Genomic DNA, 18611 nt, shown 5'->3' on the forward strand with positions numbered 1-18611 from the left:
AATGCTCCGGCCGGCTCAGTTGAAGCTCGTCAACAGCGAGCGCGCCAGCAGGTGCCAGCCGTCCACCATGATGAACAGCAGGACCTTGAACGGCAGCGAAACGAGCGACGGCGGCAGCATCATCATGCCCATCGACATCAGCGTGCTCGACACGACCATGTCGATGATCAGGAACGGGATGAAGATGACAAAGCCCATCTGGAACGCCGTCTTCAGCTCGCTGATGATGAATGCCGGCGCCAGGCTGGTGGTCGGCACGTCGTCGGGCGTGCGCGGCGCTTCCTGGCGCGTCAGGAAAATGAACAGCGCAATATCCTTCTCGCGCGTCTGCTTGAGCATGAATGCGCGCACCGGCGCCTGCGCCCGCGCCAGCGCCGTGTCCTGGTCGATTTCGCCGCGCGCAAACGGCTGCAGCGCCGTGTCGTTGACCTGCGTCAGCATCGGCGCGCTGATGAACAGCGTCAGGAACAACGCCAGTCCGACCAGCACCTGGTTGGGCGGCGTTTGCGGCACGCCGATGGCGTTGCGCGTGAAGGAGAGCACGATGACGAGCCGTGTGAACGGCGTGGCCATCACCAGCAGCGACGGCGCCAGCGCCAGCACGGTCAGCAGGATCAGAATCTGCACGCCGCCGGCCAGGTCCTGCGGCGTCGATGCGCCGCCGACCGACAGGTCGATCTTGGGCAGTCCCGCCGATGTTCCACAGGCCGATGTGGATAGCATGACTACCGCCAGCGCGGCCAGGCGCAGCGCGGTATGTGTCAGTTGGCGCGCCAGACGGACGAGCGATGCGCGGCGTCTCATTCGGCACGCGCCTTTCCGGCGTTATTCAGCTTGGCCACCAGCCGTTCGAGCGCCTCGCCCGGTGTTGCGGCGGGCTGCGCGGCGGTCTTGAGCGCCGACTCGAAGCCTGATCCGCCGACCGGCGCGCCGGCGGGCGGTTCCGGCGGATCCAGCTCGGTCAGCAGGCTGATCTGGTGGTCGGTCGCGCCCAGCACCAGCCGCCGGTCGCCGATGGCGACCACGTGCAGCGTGCGCTGCGGCGTCAGGGCCACCGTCTCGATCAACTGCATGGAGTTGCCGGCGCCGGTTAGCGTGGCCGTGCGGCGGCGCAGGGTCTTCAGTCCCCAGGCCGTCAGGTAGATCAGGCCGAGCACGATGGCGAGCTGCACCACCAGGCTCAGGCCGATCTGCCATTCCGGCGTGTCGTCGGCGTTGGCTGGCAGCGCAGCGTTCAATTCGCGGTAGTCGCGGAACAGCGGCGTGGGGCCGGGCGTGACTTCCGCCACGGCAGGCCGGGCGGGCGCTCGGCCGCTCGCCGGCGGCGCGCCAAGCGTGCTCAGCACCGCCAGGCCGAGCAGGGCGGCTACGGCGATGGCCGGCCAGCGCCAGTGTGCAGGCAGCGCGGACAGCCGCTGCAATACGCTACTTGCGATTCTGGTCGCCATTGGTCCCCGGCGCGGCAAGGATTTCGGTCACGCGGATGCCGAACTTGTCGTCGATGACGACCACTTCGCCGCGCGCCACCAATTGATCGTTGACGCGCAGGTCCACCGGCTCGCCAGCCAGCTTGTCGAGCTCGACCACGGAGCCAGGGCCGAGCGCCAGCACGTCCTTGACGGTCAGACGCGCGCGGCCAAGCTCGACAGCCACCTGCAGGTGGATGTCCAGCAGGATCGACAGGTTTGACGTCGGGATGGCCAGATTGCCAGCCATCAGCGGGGCAAATTGGGCCGGGCGGGCCGTCAGCGACTCACCATCGCGTGCAGTGGGTTCATTCATAGTGCAACCAGACCTCGCTTATTGCTCAACAGGCTCGTCAACCACACGCGTGATCTGCACGGCCAGATGCGTTCCCACCGTGCCGGGCCGCGCGCGGAACTTCATCCGGCCCTCGACCATCACGATCAATTCGTGGCTCAGGGCGGCGTCGAGCCGGATCACATCGCCGAGCGCCAGGTTCGACAGGTCGCCCAGCGACACGCTGCTCGGCTCGAACCGGGCGGTGAGGTTCAGCCGCGCTTTGTCCAAATGCTTGCGCAGTTGCTCCTGTTTGCCGTCCGCTCCGTCGCGTTCCTGACCGGCGACCCACGCGTGCGGGCTCAGCAGGGAGACAATCGGTTTGATCGTCGGGAACGGGATCAGGATGCGCATCAAGCCGCGGTGCTCGATAAAGCGCGTGTCGAAGGTGATCTGCACGGCCGCATCGGACGCCATCGCGATCTGCACGAACTGCGAGCCGAGCGGGTTCTCTTCCAGCCGCGGCGTCAGGGTCACCACGTTGTTCCACGCTTCGACCAGGCCCGACAGCAGATGCTGGGCGACACTGCGCACGACGTTCGCTTCGATTTCCGTCGTCTCGCGCGGCGTGGCCGAGGCAACGCCATGGCCGCCCAGCAGGCGGTCGACGATGATCTCGCACGCCGTGGCGTCGATCTCAAGCAGCATGCGGCCGGGCAGCGGGTCGGGGCTGATTACCTGGATCAACGGCCAGTTGCGAATCTGCTCGACGAACTGCCCGTAGGTGCCCTGATCGACCGACGCCACCGCGACCTGCACGGTGGCCCGCAGATGCGCCGAGAGCGACGAACTGACGCGGCGCGCGAAGCTCTCGTGAATCATCTGGAGCGTGCGGGTCTGCTCCTTCGAGAACTTGTTCGGCGCGCGAAAGTCGTACTGCTTTACGTTATCGGAAGCGCCCTCGTCGCTTTCGATGAATTCGGTCACGGGTTCGCTCATATCGTCACGGTTCGCCGCACAGGCTTACTGAATCAGGAAATCGGTGAAATACAACTGCGTAATCTTGACCGCTTTGAGCGTCCCGTTCAGCTTCTGCATCATCTCGCTCTTCAGCTTGTTCTTGCCGTCCAGTGTAAAGAGCTCATCGGCGTTCTTGCTCGACAGCAGCGAGGTGAACAGGTCGTCCATCGCCGGTTTGTACGGCGCCATCTTGCTATCAACCAGCTTCTGCGCGGCGGCCGCATCCGCCGTGGCGGCGGCCGCCTTGCCTTCTTTGGCCGCGGCCGTCGATGCTACGGCCTCGGCGGCGAAGAACGCCGGATCGACCGGTGATACTTCGAGCACAACGGCCAGCTTCAGATAGCGCCGGCCGTTGGTGTCGGCCAGGTTGACGATGCGGGTGCCCATGTCGTACAGCGCGTGCGACGATTCCGCCGACGGGGTCGGTCGCCTGGTCGCCACGGTTGCCGCGGCCACCGGGGTGGCCGTGGCTTCGCCGCCCATATCCAACTGGATATAGAACGGCTTGGGGATCGGCAGTGGAACCAAAATATACACGGCAAACAACACCACAAACACGACGATCGTGAGCGGCAAAATCTTCAACAAACGCTTCATGGCGTGCCTTTCGCGGGAGTGGAGGTGGGCACAGGCGTGGCTGGCGGCGGGTCGGACAGTCGCCCCTCTTCGGCATACAGCACCACGATTTCGGCCCGCCGGTTCATCGCGCGATGCGACGCCGTGTCGTTGGCGACGCGCGGGCGGAATTGGCCGAAAGCGTCGGCCGACAGTCGCTGCGGCGCGATATTGGCTTGCTCGGCCAGATAGCGGGCGATCGCTACGGCGCGCGCACTGGACAGCTCCCAGTTGGTGGCGAAGGCCGGGCTGTTGCTGGAAAAATCGTCGGTGTGCGCCTGCACGCGCAGCGGGTTGCCCAGCGGGCGCAGGACGTCGGCCACTTTCATCAGCGTCTGCCTGGCGCCGGGTTGCAGTTCCGCGCTGGCGGAGTCGAACAGCAGCGCTTCGCTCAGCGTCACCACCATGCCTTCGTAGGTCAACTCGACATCGAGCTGCCCTTCGACGCCCGCCGTCCTGGCCACCTCGCTGAGCTGGGTGCTCACGGCGAAGAACTGGCGATTGCGCAGGGGCACCACGTCGAAGTTCTGGACGCTCAGATCGCGCTCCGGGGTGGCGCCCTCGCCGAGCGGGTTGCCGGAGCCGGGCAGCACGGCGGTCGACTTGCCCTGGTTGAACGCCTTCTGGAGCGAAACCGCCACTTGCGCGAAGCGCTTCAGGTCCGTGTTGGCCATCGAGTAGAGCACGATGAAGAACACCATCAGCAGGGTGATCATGTCGGCGTAGGTCAGCAGCCAGCGCAGCGAACCGCCGCCGTCGTGCCCGCCGCCACCGCCATGATCGCCGCCGTGCTTCTTGGCCATGGCCTACGCCGTTTCTTCCTGCGGCGCCGGGGCCGACTCGCCGCTGGGCAGGGAGGCCGCCATGCCGCGCTTGGCGGGCGCCAGGAACGCTTCGAGCTTCTCTTGCACCAGCCGCGCATTCTGGCCGGCCTGAATGGCGAGGACGCCTTCCAGGATCACCTGGTGCACGAGTTGCTCTTCCGCGCTCTTGGACTTCAACTTGGTGCCCAGCGGCAGGAACAGCAGATTGGCTATGCCGACGCCGTACAGCGTGGCGAGGAACGCCACGGCGATCGCCTCGCCGAGGTGCTCGGGGTCCGATAGGTTGCTCAGCACGTTGACCAGGCCCATCACGGTGCCGATGATACCCATCGTCGGCGCAAAGCCGCCCATCGAATCCAGCATCGAGTAGCCGGCTTTGTGGCGCTCGGCCATCAGCGCGGAGTCCGTTTCCATGATCTCGCGCACGACGTGCGAATCAACGCCGTCGACCACGAGCCGCAGACCCTTGCGCATATAGTCCGAGTCGATGCGGTCTTCCTCGCTTTCCAGCGCCAGCAGACCCTCGCGGCGCGCCTTGTCGGCCAACTGAACCAGCAGTTCGATCAGTTCGGCGGTGTTGTGCTTCTGCTGCTTGAATCCCAGCGCCAGCACTTTGGGCAGCGTCAAGACCGATTCGAGCGAGAACGAGATGAAAAGCGTGCCGAAGGTTCCGCCGAACACGATGACGGCGGCCGAGGTGCTGGCCAACGCTGCGGGCGAGCCGCCTTCCAGGATGACGGCCAGCAGCATCGCGCCGAAACCGAGTACGATACCGATGATCGTAGCGATATCCACGGCTTACTCCTCGTGCTTCTCGACCTGCGGGAGCAGGTACGGCGCTTCGTGGACCCGCCGCTGAAACGCAATGACCCGATCCACAACGTCGTCAGCGCTTTCGCGCACCACCAGTTTGTCCTGGTTGATCAGCGAAATGACTGTGTCATGCGATTGCTCGACGAAAACGATCATATTCGCGTTCACGACGATGGGACTATGGTCAAGACGGGTCACTTTTATCATGGCAAGCGGGTCTCCCTTGGCTGTAACACTTCACACACTATATATGGAAGCCGCTCCGAGGTCAGTAAACGCCGCGTAAGTCTCAGATATAGGTTCCGTTAAGGCGGAGAGACCAAGCCGCTTACTGTGCATCCGATAATGAGTAAGCACCAAGTGAAAACAAGAAAGACCACTTCGGCCTCGAAGTGGTCTCGCGTAACAAATAGAAGCTGCTGAATGTATGTCGCGTTACGGATAGGTTGGCAGGGATATGGTAAAGGTCGTCCCCGCATTGATCTGGCTGGCCACGCGCATGTCGCCGCCGTGCTGTCGAATGATGTTGTAGCAGTTATATAGACCGAGTCCGGTGCCTTCGCCGGGCGCCTTGGTCGTGAAAAACGGCTCAAATAGGTGAGGTATGGCGTCACCCGGCACGCCTTTGCCGTTATCGTTGATCGTGATCTGCATGGCGTGATCGCCGGCGTTGCTCGTATGGATCTGAATCTGCCGGTCAGCGGCGCGCTCGCTAAGCGCGTCCAGCGCGTTAACCAGCAGATTGATCCAGACGACCTGCAACTGGTCGCGGTTGCCAAGCACAATTGCCGGCGTCGCCTCGTACTCACAATGGATGATCGCCCGCGAGCGCTTGAACTGGTGCGCCAGCAGGGTCACCGTGTCGTCAATGGTCTGGTGCAGGTCGGTCGGCGAAAACTCAACCTGCGTGCGTCCGGAAAACTCCAGCAGGTTGCGCACGATCTTGCTGGCGCGTGAACCGGCCCGCAGGATCAACTCGACGTGCTCGCGCAATGGGTCGTCGGGCGGCAACCCGTCCTGCATCATCTCGGCATTGCTGAGGACGACGGTCATCGGGTTGTTGATCTCGTGCGCGATGCCCGCCGCCAGGCGCCCGACCGCGCTGAGCTTTTCGACCTGCACCAGGGCCGACTCCATCTGTCGCCGTTCGGTGATGTCGTGGGCAAAAACCATCGCGCGCGCCGATTCGCTGCGCGGCGCCCGCAGCGGGTACAGTTGCATTTCGAACTCGCGTGTCTGCGCGCCGCGGCGGATACGCCCAGTCCACGTGGACTGCGTACCGCCGTTGATCGTGGTCTGGAGCGTGCAGCCGTTGCACGGCGCGGTGCGGTTGTACAGCGCCTCGAAGCACCGGTTGCCAACCAGTTGGATGGTCGGCAACTGCCGGCGGGCGGCCAGCGCCCGGTTAACCGTAATGAGTTTGTAATCCTGCCCGACGACATACAGGTCGTCCGCCACGCCGTCGAACACAGCGGTCAGCGTGTTGCCGCTTTCGAGAATCTGCTGCTGGTTTTGCTCGGCCTCGCGGTACGCCTGCGCCAGGTCGCTGTACATGCGCGCGTTTTGGATGGCCAGCGCGGCGCTGTGCGCGAAGGCGGTCAGCATGCGCTCGTCGTCGGTGCTGAACGCGTCGGTCTCTTCGCTATCGACGCTGATCGAGCCGATGACGTTGTCGCCGATGAACAACGGCGCGCACATCAGCGAGCGCAGCGTGGTGCCCATGTCGATGTAGCGCTGATCGGCGCCCGTGTCGGGCACGTAGATCGTGCGGCGCTCCTGCACCGCCAGGCCGGCGATGCCGCGCCCGACCGGGACGCGATGCCGGTTGGGCGGGCGCAGGTAGCGGTCGGCCAGCGCCTTGGGGATCAACTCGTCGCCGTGCTGGCTCAAGAGGTGAATGACGGCTTTGTTGGCGCTGGTGATCGTGTTGAGCGCGGCCTGCACGATCAGCGAGAGCACCTCGTCGAGATCCAGCGTGCGCGTCAGGCTCTGACTGATACTGGCGAGCGCCTCCGTCTCGCGCAGGCGCCGCTGCAGGTTGTCGTGCAACTCCGAGGCATTAATCGACACGGCGGCCATCGCGCTCAGGATGCCGAGCACGTCAAGGTGGTCCGACTGAAATGCCCCCACCGCATGGCTGGCGACGGCCAGCGCGCCTACGACGCGATCGCCCAGCAGCAGCGGGACGCCCATCACGGAGCGCAGCCAACCGGGCGCGACGGCGGGATCCGGCGCATAGGAAGGCCGGCCGCCGGCCATCACGTCGTCAATCCGCAGCGGCTCGACATGCTCGGCAATCCACGGCAGATAGCGCATGCTGAGCGCAAAGCGGTCGTTGTCGGTCAGATGCACAGGCTCGGCCGACGAGACGATATACGGCTTGCGGGTTTCCGGGTTGATCAGCGCGATTTCGGCAAACGGCGCGCCCAGCAGCGACAGCGCGCTTTGCAGCACGCTGACCAGTGTGCTTCGCAAATCGGGCCTCTCGCCCGTGTTCAGGCTGCGCGCAATGGACTGCGTGATCGGAAAGATTGGGGCCGCGGACTCTTCGCGGGCAGTCACAGGCGCGCAGAGCGGTTCGTGGATAGTAATGGAGGCCATGAGTTTCGGACCGGAGTATCGAACGGACGCCAGGCGACTATGCGCCAGCTGGCGGTTCAGCCGAGATCGTGTAGCCGTAGTTGCGCACCGTCCGGATCAGCAATGGCTGCGAGGGGTCCAGTTCGATCTTGCCGCGCAGGTTCTTCACGTGCAGGCGCACCAGATCCGGGCTGCCGGTGTCATACGGAAAGTTCCAGACTTCGCGCAGCAGGCGCTCGGGCGACAGAATCTCGCCGGCGTGAGCCATTAAATGGTAGAGCAGATTGTACTCGACCGGCGTGAGCAGCACGCGCTTCTGCAGCGTTACGGCTTCGCGCGCCTGCGTGTCCAATGTCAACTCGCCGACTTTGAGCACAGTCGATTTAGTCTCCGGCGTCAATCGGCCGGTACGGCGCAGGATCGACTGCACGCGCAGTTTCAATTCCTGCAGGTTGTACGGCTTTGTCAGGTAGTCGTCGCCGCCGGCCTGCAGTCCCTCGATTTTGTCGGCGGTGCTGCCACGTGCTGTCAGGAACAGCACCGGCGTGTCCACCAGCAGCGGATCGAGTCTGAATTGCCGGCATAACTCGATGCCGGTCATGTCCGGCATCAGCACGTCGAGGATGATCAACGCCGGGCGGTCGCGGCGGGCGACTTGCAGCGCCAAGGTCGGATTGTTTGCCACCAGCACGAGGTAGTTCTGCCGGAGACCCAACTCGATGCTGCGCAAAACCTCTTCGTCGTCATCGACGACCAGGATGGTCGCCCTTGTCTGCTGCTGGCTGGAGGCTAGTGCGTCGTTCATAGTGTATGTTGGATATTTTGTAGATGTCATATTGCCCCGCTCGCTGAAACGCAGTGAACCCATGCTGTGCTTCTAAGGCCGTATTGTAGGAGTTTTCCGGGGAAAAGTCCACTGGCGCAGCAACAGGTCAGCAATTCTCATTTTGGAGTCGGCTGCCAATATGCCCCTCATCCCCTGCCCCTTCTCCCCCGCGCGCGGGGGAGAAGGGGAAAAGCTAACGGGGAGGTGCGCGGCGGCGCAGCCGCCGCGCACCTCCCCTAAGAATCTCGCTCCCTCCCAACGAAGTTGGGAGGGAGTCGGGGGGAGGGCAGCGCCACTTTTTCGGCGGGCCAGCTTGCGTGACAAGCGCCTGAGAGCCAGCGCATCGCAAGCGGCATTGGAAAGTACCCGTCCAAAGCCAAATTGAGAATTGCTGGCAACAGGTACAGGGCTTTTCCAAAGTCCAAGCGTGGGCTGCTCCCATCCCTACCTTCTCCCGTTCGCAATTGCGGCGAACAGGGGAAGGAGTCAATTCCCTCGCCTGCGACGCCGGCGATGCGGCGGGGCTTCAGGCCCCGCCACGCTTATCGGTCAGCGGTGCTGTGCAGCGGCTTCTCGCCGCTGCACGTTAAGCATGGCCTGGCGTGAGGCCAGGCCACAACGAAGCCGCTGACCAGCGCGTCGCGGGAGAGGGTTAGGGAGAGGGCAAATCCGACTTTGAAAAGACCCTGGCAACAGGTATTTGCGTCAGGTTTTTGAGCACCGGCTGCAAACCAGTATTCAGGACGTAGAGGCATGTCTCGGTCGTGCCTGCCGAGCAGGTCAGTGACCCGCATATACACCGGCGCGATCGAAATCCGTCGGCTGAGCCTATCGAAGCCGCCCGCTGCCCGCATCCAAGCGGGCGCAGCGTCATCACGCGGGTTAGATATCCGCATTTACACGCGAGGCGCAATCCGCTTGCCCATGCCTGGTGGTGCGGATAATGCGTCGCCTAGGACACCCGGGCGGCTATATGCAATATTAACGGAGGGCTTACGGGACATTCATTGACGCGGGCAATTTCTGGTGTTAAGGTGGACGCAAGCTAGCAATCTATTGGTGTGCGGAGCAACCGGGGAAACTATGGCCCGATCATTTAAGGACTGCCAGTCGCCGGCGCGGGATTGGCCGGAGGGTCTCTTCTGTTTCGGCATGAGGCGCGACCCGGAAGCCGTTCGCAGCTTCGCCCGCGCGCTCAGCGATGCGTGCCGCCGTGTCAGCGTGAACATCGATGACTAAAGCCAGGCCCCCCACTCACAAAGCAGGTGACCGACTTAAGCTGCTGCGCGAAGCGCTGCTGGCGGGCATACTGCTCTTCACCCTTGTCATTGTCGTGTTCACGCTGCCGACACTCAGCTTCAACACGCGATCGATGTCCGTGCAGGAGCGCGTGCACAAATACCTGTATGACCAGCAGCCGCAGCAGCTGGGCGAGTTCGTCAAGTTCGCCGCCGAGCAAATGTCCGATGCCACGCCGGCGGAGATCACGGCGGCGCTCGAAGCGGAAGGCGATCTACAGGCCGGCAAAGGGCACGCGACGGCCGTCGGTGTGCTGAGCATGATGGCGATCAGCTACTACGACGCGCACGGCTTGCCATATTCGGCAGAGACCTGGCAGAAGCGACAGAACAAAGCGTTCGATTTGGCGCGTGTTTCCAATGTGCGCCTGAGCGATCTATGGCCGGCCAAATAGATGACGACCTATAGCGACTTGTTCGGCCACGCCGAATCGTCTTGTCGCATGGCACTGCCCCATCATCCGCGAGGCGACCGGCGCGTGCCATCCGAACTGGCGCGGGGCACGCAGCGCAAGCCGGGGGTCGCCGGGCGATGAGTTGGCGGCGGCGCGCGTGGGCCATGCCCCTTTTGAGCTTGTGTGTGTTGCTGGTGGCGGCCTGTCAGGTCCATATCCAAACGGCGCCGCCCCAGCCGCCGGCGTCCATACCCATGACCATGACGCTCGACGCTGCGCCAACGGTCGAGCCGACGGCGACGGAACCGCCGCCGAACGTCGCGCCCACGGCGATGCCGGCGGGCGCGACGGCCACGCCGGCCAGTCGCCCGGTGCTGACCGCCTCAACGCCGCCGACCGCCACCGCCAGACCGCGTATGGCGGCGCAAACGCCCCCCGACCGCATTACCGCGCCCTCGATCAATCTCGATGCCGCCGTGCAGGTCATGACGTGGGAGATGATCCGGCAAGGCGGCGAGCTCGTAAGCCAGTGGGTTGTGCCTGACGGCGCGGCCGGGTGGCACGTTAATTCGGCGCGACCGGGCCAACCCGGCAACACCGTTCTGTCCGGGCATCACAATATCCGCGGCGAGGTATTTCGCTACCTGGTTGACCTGGAGCCGGGCGCCGGTGTGACGCTTGTTGCCGATGGCCGCGCGTACGCCTACCGGGTTGAGTCCAAGTTCATTGTTCCGGAGCGCGACGCGAGCGCCGAGCAGCAGGCGCAAAACGCGTCCTGGATTGCGCCGACCATTGATGACCGTTTGACGCTGGTGACCTGCTGGCCGTATACCGGCAACACGCATCGGGTCATCGTCGTGGCAAAGCCGTTGGATTAACCAGTCTACTCAGCCTATGCCACCGATCTGCAAAGCCGGTGCGTGGTTCCCCCCATAAGCGGCTCGTAGGCCGCTCGTTTTGTTTCTCCCTGCCCTGATTTCGCTGTTTGCCGGAAAAGCTACCGGTCCGCGCGAGCGGTTGGCGTGCCAGTCGGACGATGTGCCGGCAATCCCTACACGAATCGGTGATTCGAACCCAGTCTGCATGGAAATTGTCAAGTATCCTCGCGTAGATTCGTGGCTGGCGCCGCGTACAGGTTTCATGCTGTAGCCAATTGCACTAAAGAATGCCGCCAACGCGCCGATATAAGACTCAGGTAAGCAGACTCCAGCGCGCGGGGACGCAAGCCTGTCCATAAGCAGCAGCACCAGCCGGTGAATCGCCGAAGGGCGGTCGGCAAGCGACCGGCGAAGAGCAAGCAAACGCAGAACCGCTCATACTATCGACGGGGGTAAGGATACCCCTCTCATCCTTCAAGGAGGATTGTCATGGCAGGTGGAGATTTCACCCGAATCGCAGGAAACGTCGCGGCACTGCAGGCGTTGAACTCGCTGTCGATGATCAACAACAAGCTGGGCATCTCGCAGTTGCGCCTGGCGACCGGCAAGCGCATTAACAGCGCGGCGGACGACGCGGCCGGCCTGGGCATCGCGACGAAATTGGACTTCAAGCAGCGCGGTCTGGGGCAGGCGTTGAGCAATATCGGCGACGCCATGAACCTGATCGCGACCTCTGAAGGCCATCTGAGCAACATGAAGGACATCCTGGCGGTCATGAAGACGAAGGCCGAGCAGGCCGCCAACGACACGCTGGGAGCCGACGAGCGCACGGCGATCCTGACCGAAGTGCAGAAGCTGAACGCGCAGATCGACGCCGAGCAGTCGCAGGCGAAGTGGTCGACCAACTCGCTGCTGGGCACCTCGGCCAACAGCCTGTCGTTCATGATCGGCGTGCAGAACACCGACGTGTTGAGTTTCAACGTGGCCGGCGAAGTGTTTGGCACGGCGGACACGACGTCGAAGTTTGACTCGGCGGGCCTGGGCGTGGATGCGCGCGTCGCGGCCGCGGCGGCCGTGGCGGGTCAGGCCGGCGTTGGCTCGGCGGTCAACGGCATTTCTGGAACGGTCGGCACATCAGTCAACTCGCAGCCTCTCGCCGACGCCATCGCCACGGGTCACTTTTCGGTCAACATCGCCTTCACCGGCGCTGGGGCCGGCAACGGCGGCTCCTTGGTGGCCACGCTGGTTGATGCCAACGGCACGGCATTGACGGTGGATCTCGACGGCTCCGGCTCCGCCGGTGGCGTGGGTACCGCTGCCACGATGGCCGTGGCGACGGCGACCGCCACCACGACGGTCGATTTTGGCAACGGCATCAAGGTCGACGTCGCTGGCCTGGACGAGACCAAGAACCAGTCGGCGACCTACTCGTTCAACTACACGTCGGCCACGTCGGGCGGCGCGAACGCGGTGGACACCATCGCGCACGCGCAGAGCTTCATGACCTCCATCGATAGCGCCTCGACCAAGGTTTCCAAGGCGCTGTCGTACATCGGTTCGCTGATGAACCGGCTGTCGTACCAGGAGCAGAGCGTCACAGTAGCGCAGACGAACACCTCGGCGGCGTACAACCGCATCATGAACGCCGACATGGCGTTCGAGCAGGTTGAAGCGACGAAGTACTCGATTCTGCAGCAGACAGCGACGGCGATGCTCGGCCAGGCCAACACCCGGCCGCAGAACATCCTCTCACTGTTTCGCTAGTAGCGCAGGTGGGGTGGAGCTTGACAACGGCCCCGGTTTGATAGCCGCGGTTGAGCCCCGCAACAACGGTCCCGGGCTGATGCTGATGGCCAGCTTCGAGCCCCGCAACAACAGTCCCGGACTGCTCATCTCGATACAACTGTAGAGTAGGCGCGCCGGACCGCAAGGCCCGGCGCGCCTGACCCCATCACATTGACCGGGGAAGAGGAACTGTCCCATGTACGCAAGACAGAATATCGGCAAGACCTACCGCGAGCATCAGGTTGAAACCGCCAGTCCGGTTGAGCGGCTGCTGATTGTGTACGATTTCGCGATCCTGGCCTGCACCCGCCGCGATCTGGAGCGGTTGAGCCGCGCGCTGGGTGTGCTGATCGAGGGTCTTGACTTCAATTATCCCGAGGTGGCCAACCGCATGCTGGCTATCTATCAGTGGTGCGGCGAAGTGGGCCGCAAGAAGGAATTCGACGAGGCCGCGCAGGTTCTGAATGAACTGCGCTCGGCGTGGGCCGCGGTGGCCCAGCGCGAGCGGAGCATCCCGGTGGGTATGCCGGTGGCCGCGGGCGCGTATGCCGAGGCGCGGCTGAGTGTGTCGGGTTAACGGTCTGCGGCAACTGGTGATGATAGACGCTGGCGGATAACCGCCGCCGCCGCGGAGGACGTATGGCAAGCATACCGGGCATCGGTTCAAATATTCCATCCCTGTTCGATAGTCTGATCAGCAACGCGACCGCTCAGGCCAGCAGGCCGATCACCCTCTTGAACAATCAGAAAAGCAGCTTGCAGGCGACGCTGACGCTCTATAACGACGTCAACGGCAGGCTCACCGATCTGAAGACGGCCATCGACGCGTTTACCGCCGACGGCAGCTCGGTTTTCGGGACTAAGAAGACGGCGGTCACAAACGGCGACAGCCTGTCGGGCGACGTGTTGCGCATTACGGCCGGCGCGGACGCCTCGGTTGGCGACTACGCGGTGACGGTCAGCAACCTGGCGCGGGCGCAGTCGGTGCGCTCCGATACGCAACTGTACGCCGATCAGGCGCTTGGCCTGTCGGGCACGTTCGTGATTGGCGGCGCAGCCGCGCGGGCTGTTTCAAACGCGCAGCCGCTGGCCGGAACCGTATCGGCGTTTGGCACAAGCGCCACGCTCGTCGCCAACCAGTCGGAACTCTCATCGGGCACCTACTACGTCGAGACACGCCAGAATCCGACGTCCAGCACCTGGCAGTTTCGCGTTGTCAACAGCGACGGCCAGGCCGTCAATATTGCCAACCAAGCCGGCGGCAGTACCACGATGACGAGCGACTGGCAGTCGATGCCGAGCGCCGGCGGCGTGATCGACACCGGCCGCGGCCTGACGTTCACCCTGGACGCGACGGGCGGCTGGCAAGCCGGCAGCCGCGGCACAACGGCGGCGTCGGTCGCCTACACCGCCAAAGGCGCGACGATCACGGTCACCGCGAGCGATACGCTCAAGACGATCGTCGCCAGCATCAACAAAGCTTCGATCGTGGCGGGCAACGAGGCGGCGGCCAGCGTCGTCAACAATCACCTGGTATTGACCTCGGAGAGCACCGGCACCGGTCACACCATTGCCGTGGCCGATACGAGCGGCAGCGTGCTGCAGTCGCTGGGCATCCTCACCGGCGCCGGCGCATTCAAAAATGTGTTGCAGGCGGCCGAGGATGCGACGTTCTCGGTCAACGGCATCTCGGTGACCCGGCAGAGCAACAGCGGTCTGACCGACGTGATCAGCGGCGCGACGATCGAGCTGGTGGCCGAAGGACGCAGCGCGTCCGTCAACATCCAGACCGACCGCGACGCGGTCAAGGCGAAGATCCAGCTACTGCTCTCGAAATTCAACACGATGCAATCGTACCTGAAGACGCAGGCAGGCACGACGGCGTCGGGTACCACGTTCAAGCGCGGCGGCCTGGCGGGTGATGTGGTCTTCGCCCGGTTGCGCTCGGCGCTGTTTTCAGCGTTCTCCTCGGTGGCGAGCGCGATGCCGGCCGGCGCGCCGGCGTCGATGCGCGAAATTGGCGTTACGCTTGATCCCAATCTAACGGCGACCATCAGCGAGGCGTCGGCGCTCGAGGCGGCTTTGGCCGGCAACTACAAGGACGTGGAGGCGTTGTTCGACGCGATCTCCACGCGCCTGGCAGGCGTCATCGCCCCGTATCTGGCGACCGACACGGGCGTGATTGCCTCGCGGATCAGCACCACGCAGAAGCGCATGAAGTCGATCGACCAGCGCGTGGCCTCGCTGGGCGACCTCGTGAAGCGGCGCGAGGCTACGTTGCGCAAGCAGTACAGCGATCTGCTGTCGCAAGTCAGTACGATGTCGGCCCAGGCGCAGAACGTCAACGCGATGCTGGGCGGCAGCATCAATATCAGCGCATAGTCGCCGGGACACGGTGCATTGCGAAGCGAGTTAATCATGGCACGCAACAAAGCAAATGGTACAGCCGAATCAACCGTAGCCCAGTTGGTAGTCGACGTGCGCTCCGGGGCGATTGCCTTGCAGATTCTGTCCGAGCACAGCGGCGAAGTGATCGAAGAGGCCAGCGGGAAAGATGCCGAGCGCTTGTCGAACCGCCTGGGACTCAGCCCGTCGCTATTCTTCGGCCATCGCGCCGACGATGGGACGCGCGGCGGTGCTTCCGAGGTGCGTGCAATTTACGCACCGCTGTAGGCTGACCGCAGGCAGGCACAACCGGATCATCACACCCCCGGCATCACACCGGGGGTTCGTGTTATACTCATTCACCTTGACAATGTCCCAATAGCGGGTGTGTGGGCGTAGCCGCCGCGCCAATCCCCTTGACTTGCGCCCCCTCCCAGCTTCGCTGGGAGGGGGTCGGGGGGAGGGCAGATTGTTGTCACACCGTATGCGCATGTGGCAGGCTGATGGGGACATACTCAAGCGGAAATAGTATTAGTCGCAGGCACAAAAAGACCGGCGCTGGCACGTGCGCGGCGCCGGTCATCGTTACACAGCAGTTGTGGTTACTTCTCGATCGGATTCACCAGCGCCATGCTCTTGACGTGGTAGGTGCAACACTCGTCGCCGTCGGCGATGCACGTGTTCAACTCCACGGGCCTCCGCATAATGCTCGTAATGATCTGCTTGTCCAGTTGGCATATCTCCGGATGGATCTGGCGGACCCGCTGGTAGGGGCAGTTGTACTCTTTCAAAAGGTACTCGCCATTGACATCCTCATAGCGCACCAGGAAGCCCTCTGCGCCCAGCAGCAATACGAGCTTATCAATCTTCTGCTGCACACTGGCGCCCGCCAACTGCCTCTGACTGTCCGCCGTGATCGTCTCAGCCATGCCCTGGAAGATCTTTTCGACCTGATCCGGGGTCGCGAACTGCTTCACCTCGCTCAACAAGCGCTCGGCCAGCACGTCATACGAGTGCGGCAGTTGCTCGCGGCCGATGGTTGTGATCGAATAGGTGTTGAACGGCCGTCCCACCGTGCCGCGCACCTTCTTTATCGCGATCAAGCCGTCGCGCTCCAGCAGGTTCAAGTGGTAGCGCACGGAGATCGGCGCCAGCCCGAGCGACTCGGCAATGTCGTTGACCGTCGTATTGGGGTGCTCGTTGATGATGCGCAGTATTTCCAGGCGGGAACCATCCATGATACAATTGCCTCGCAAGCGACCCATAAGCTGACGTGGTTACACACACAGCATTATACAGATACGGTGGCAGGTTGTCAATTTTTATGATATCTATGATAGGTATTGACGGTTCTGCCGCCTGATGATATAATGGCGGCACGTTATTCAATCCGAGATTGGAGTGGAGGCAAGCGCATGAGCACCTTGGAACTGGAACAAGTCGTTAACCTGACGCCGGCCGCATCGCTGCGGGTGAAGAGCCTGCTGAACGAAAAGGGTCTGCAGGGCTACGGGCTGCGCGTTTTCGTCGGTGGAGGCGGGTGCGGCGGCCTGCAGTACGGCATGGCGTTTGAGAATGAGGAGCAGGAAGGCGATTTCGTCATGAATTTCGACGGCGTCAAGGTCATGGTGGATTCGATGTCGTCACAGTACCTGATGGGCGCCAATGTCGATTACATCGACAACATCATGGGCGGCGGCTTCAAGATCGACAACCCGAACGCGGTGTCGACCTGCGGTTGCGGTCATTCGTTCAAGTCCAGCGAGCAGTCTGCCGGCGCCTCGAGCGAAGCGGGTTGCGGCTGCCATTAGCCGGGCCCCATTCAGGCGGAGTCGTTTTCCGTATCCTGACTGGACACTACCGGCGAGGCCGGCCACGGGTCGGCCGCGCTGCCTACCGGCAGGGAGCGATCCCCGTAACCTATTTGAATAGGCTAACAGGGCGTGTCGCCTGCCGGCTTTTTTGCGCGTGTGACGTATAATACTGTGCATTCCGGGTGTTGCTCATGACGAAAGTGTTGTTTGTAGAGAAGCAGGTCGACTACGAGCCGCAGGGCATTATGACGATGTCGGCCGTGCTGAAGCAGGCCGGGCACGACGTGCGGCTGGCAATTGCCGCGCAGGAAGACCCGCTCAAAATCGCGCTGGACTACCAGCCGGACATCATCGGCTATTCCTCGATGACCGGCTCGCAGCGCTACTATCTCGAGTTGAATCGCCGCCTCAAGGAATCGCTGGGCGGCAAGTTTCACGCCATCATGGGCGGCCCGCACCCGACCTTTTTCCCTGATATCATCAACGAAGACGGCCTGGACAGCGTCTGCATCGGCGAAGGCGAGTATGCGCTGCTGGACCTGGCCGACTCCATGGCCAACGGCGGCGTGCGGGCGGACATTTACAACCTGTGGATCAAGCACGACGGCGAGATCGTCAAGAACCCGGTGCGCCCGCTGATTCACGACCTGTCCAGCCTGCCGATGCCCGACCGCGCGCTGGTCTACGACAAGCACCTGTACACGCGCAACAGTCCGATCAAGCACTTCATGGGTTCGCGCGGCTGCCCGTACCAGTGCACGTATTGCTTCAATCACGCATACTATCAAATCTATAAGCGCGAAAAGCGCGGCCACCAGCGCGATGTGGATCACCTGTGCGACGAGATCAACTGGGTCGCCCAGCGTTACCGGATGGATCAGGTGATCTTCCTCGACGACCTCTTCATCATATTTAACGACTGGCTTGAGGAGTTCGCCGAGGTCTACCCGAAGCGCGTCGGCATCCCATTCTTCTGCAATGTGCGCGCCAACCTGATGACGCCGGAGAAGGTGGCGCTGCTCAAGAAAGCCGGCTGCACGACCGTCAGTATGGGCGTCGAGGCGGGCAACGACCGCATGCGCAACGACCTGCTCAAGCGCAAGATGACGCGCGAGACGATGATCGAAGCCGGCCGCATGATCCGCGATGGCGGCATCCACCTGTCGGCCACGAATATCCTCGGCATCCCGACCGGAACGCTGGAGGATGACCTGTTGACCATGCAGGTCAACTCCGAGGCGCACATATCCTACGCGCACGCCTTCCTGTTCCAGCCGTACCCCGGCACCGAACTGGGCCAGTTTGCCGAGCAGAACGGCTTCATGGCCGGCACCTACGACGATATCGGCGAGATCGCCTGGGACTCCTCGATCATGGTCTTCCAGAGCGAGGATGAGAAGCGCCAGATCGAAAACCTGCAGCGCTGGTTCGCCATCGGCGTCGAGTTTCCGTGGCTGACGCCGACCATCCGGCAGTTGATCAAGGCGCCGCGCAACGGAGCGGTGGACGGCGCGTACTGGATGATCGAGAAACTGTGGCGCGGTTATGCGATCAAGAACCGCATTCACCCGCACAAGCTGTCGGCTCGCGAATTCTTCGAGGCCGTGCGGCACTTCATGGCCATGGATGCCTAGACGG

19 protein-coding genes are annotated in these 18611 nt (G+C 63.1%); 8 read left to right on the top strand and 11 right to left on the bottom strand.

Annotated elements, in window-relative coordinates; all coding sequences use genetic code 11:
- Positions 1-15 precede the first annotated feature (15 nt).
- From fliP to HZB53_04415, 10 genes are all read right to left on the bottom strand, one after another.
- The gene (gene fliP, locus HZB53_04370; protein MBI5876864.1) at positions 16-804 is read right to left on the bottom strand and encodes a flagellar type III secretion system pore protein FliP; all 789 of its coding nucleotides are present in this window, start codon (positions 802-804) and stop codon (positions 16-18) included.
- Positions 801-1448: a flagellar biosynthetic protein FliO gene (gene fliO, locus HZB53_04375; protein ID MBI5876865.1), complete on the bottom strand. Its 648-nt coding sequence runs from the start codon at positions 1446-1448 to the stop codon at positions 801-803. Before fliO ends, fliP begins: the two co-directional genes overlap by 4 nt.
- Entirely contained in the window at positions 1426-1782 is a 357-nt protein-coding gene (gene fliN / locus HZB53_04380) for a flagellar motor switch protein FliN (protein ID MBI5876866.1), read from the bottom strand. Before fliN ends, fliO begins: the two co-directional genes overlap by 23 nt.
- Positions 1783-1800: 18 nt before the next feature.
- Entirely contained in the window at positions 1801-2727 is a 927-nt protein-coding gene (fliM, locus tag HZB53_04385; GenBank protein ID MBI5876867.1) for a flagellar motor switch protein FliM, read from the bottom strand.
- Between the two features lie 36 nt (positions 2728-2763).
- Positions 2764-3357, bottom strand: a complete 594-nt coding sequence (locus HZB53_04390; protein MBI5876868.1) for a flagellar basal body-associated FliL family protein — start codon at positions 3355-3357, stop codon at positions 2764-2766.
- Positions 3354-4178: a flagellar motor protein MotB gene (locus tag HZB53_04395; GenBank protein MBI5876869.1), complete on the bottom strand. Its 825-nt coding sequence runs from the start codon at positions 4176-4178 to the stop codon at positions 3354-3356. Before HZB53_04395 ends, HZB53_04390 begins: the two co-directional genes overlap by 4 nt.
- Before the next feature lie 3 nt (positions 4179-4181).
- Positions 4182-4994: a flagellar motor protein gene (locus tag HZB53_04400; GenBank protein ID MBI5876870.1), complete on the bottom strand. Its 813-nt coding sequence runs from the start codon at positions 4992-4994 to the stop codon at positions 4182-4184.
- A gap of 3 nt (positions 4995-4997) precedes the next feature.
- A complete protein-coding gene (locus tag HZB53_04405) occupies positions 4998-5219 on the bottom strand; it encodes a flagellar FlbD family protein (protein ID MBI5876871.1) in 222 nt (73 codons plus the stop codon).
- Positions 5220-5447: 228 nt separating this feature from the next.
- Positions 5448-7487 (bottom strand): GAF domain-containing protein, encoded by a 2040-nt coding sequence (locus tag HZB53_04410; GenBank protein ID MBI5876872.1) that lies wholly within the window; start codon positions 7485-7487, stop codon positions 5448-5450.
- Between the two features lie 163 nt (positions 7488-7650).
- Positions 7651-8397, bottom strand: coding sequence for a response regulator transcription factor (locus HZB53_04415; GenBank protein MBI5876873.1), 747 nt, complete (start codon positions 8395-8397; stop codon positions 7651-7653).
- 1252 nt (positions 8398-9649) lie between these two features.
- Between HZB53_04415 and HZB53_04420 the strand changes: the two genes are divergently transcribed.
- The 6 genes from HZB53_04420 (at position 9650) to HZB53_04445 (ending at position 15447) form a co-directional block, all read left to right on the top strand.
- Entirely contained in the window at positions 9650-10111 is a 462-nt protein-coding gene (locus HZB53_04420) for a hypothetical protein (protein ID MBI5876874.1), read from the top strand.
- Positions 10112-10365: 254 nt separating this feature from the next.
- Positions 10366-10989, top strand: coding sequence for a sortase (locus HZB53_04425; protein ID MBI5876875.1), 624 nt, complete (start codon positions 10366-10368; stop codon positions 10987-10989).
- A 489-nt stretch (positions 10990-11478) separates the two neighbouring features.
- The gene (locus tag HZB53_04430) at positions 11479-12753 is read left to right on the top strand and encodes a flagellin (GenBank protein ID MBI5876876.1); all 1275 of its coding nucleotides are present in this window, start codon (positions 11479-11481) and stop codon (positions 12751-12753) included.
- Positions 12754-12970: 217 nt separating this feature from the next.
- Positions 12971-13351, top strand: a complete 381-nt coding sequence (locus tag HZB53_04435; protein ID MBI5876877.1) for a flagellar protein FliS — start codon at positions 12971-12973, stop codon at positions 13349-13351.
- A 62-nt stretch (positions 13352-13413) separates the two neighbouring features.
- The gene (gene fliD, locus HZB53_04440; GenBank protein MBI5876878.1) at positions 13414-15156 is read left to right on the top strand and encodes a flagellar filament capping protein FliD; all 1743 of its coding nucleotides are present in this window, start codon (positions 13414-13416) and stop codon (positions 15154-15156) included.
- Between the two features lie 36 nt (positions 15157-15192).
- Complete coding sequence (locus HZB53_04445; protein ID MBI5876879.1) at positions 15193-15447, top strand: hypothetical protein; 255 nt, start codon at positions 15193-15195, stop codon at positions 15445-15447.
- Between the two features lie 314 nt (positions 15448-15761).
- On the opposite strand, the gene HZB53_04450 is transcribed toward HZB53_04445, so the two are convergent.
- Positions 15762-16397 (bottom strand): winged helix-turn-helix transcriptional regulator, encoded by a 636-nt coding sequence (locus HZB53_04450; GenBank protein MBI5876880.1) that lies wholly within the window; start codon positions 16395-16397, stop codon positions 15762-15764.
- A gap of 177 nt (positions 16398-16574) precedes the next feature.
- Between HZB53_04450 and erpA the strand changes: the two genes are divergently transcribed.
- Together erpA and HZB53_04460 are read left to right on the top strand one after the other, a co-directional pair.
- Positions 16575-16970, top strand: coding sequence for an iron-sulfur cluster insertion protein ErpA (gene erpA, locus HZB53_04455; protein ID MBI5876881.1), 396 nt, complete (start codon positions 16575-16577; stop codon positions 16968-16970).
- A gap of 194 nt (positions 16971-17164) precedes the next feature.
- A complete protein-coding gene (locus tag HZB53_04460) occupies positions 17165-18607 on the top strand; it encodes a B12-binding domain-containing radical SAM protein (protein MBI5876882.1) in 1443 nt (480 codons plus the stop codon).
- Positions 18608-18611: the final 4 nt, after the last annotated feature.

The organism is Chloroflexota bacterium (assembly GCA_016235055.1).
Lineage (GTDB): Bacteria > Chloroflexota > Anaerolineae > JACRMK01 > JACRMK01 > JACRMK01.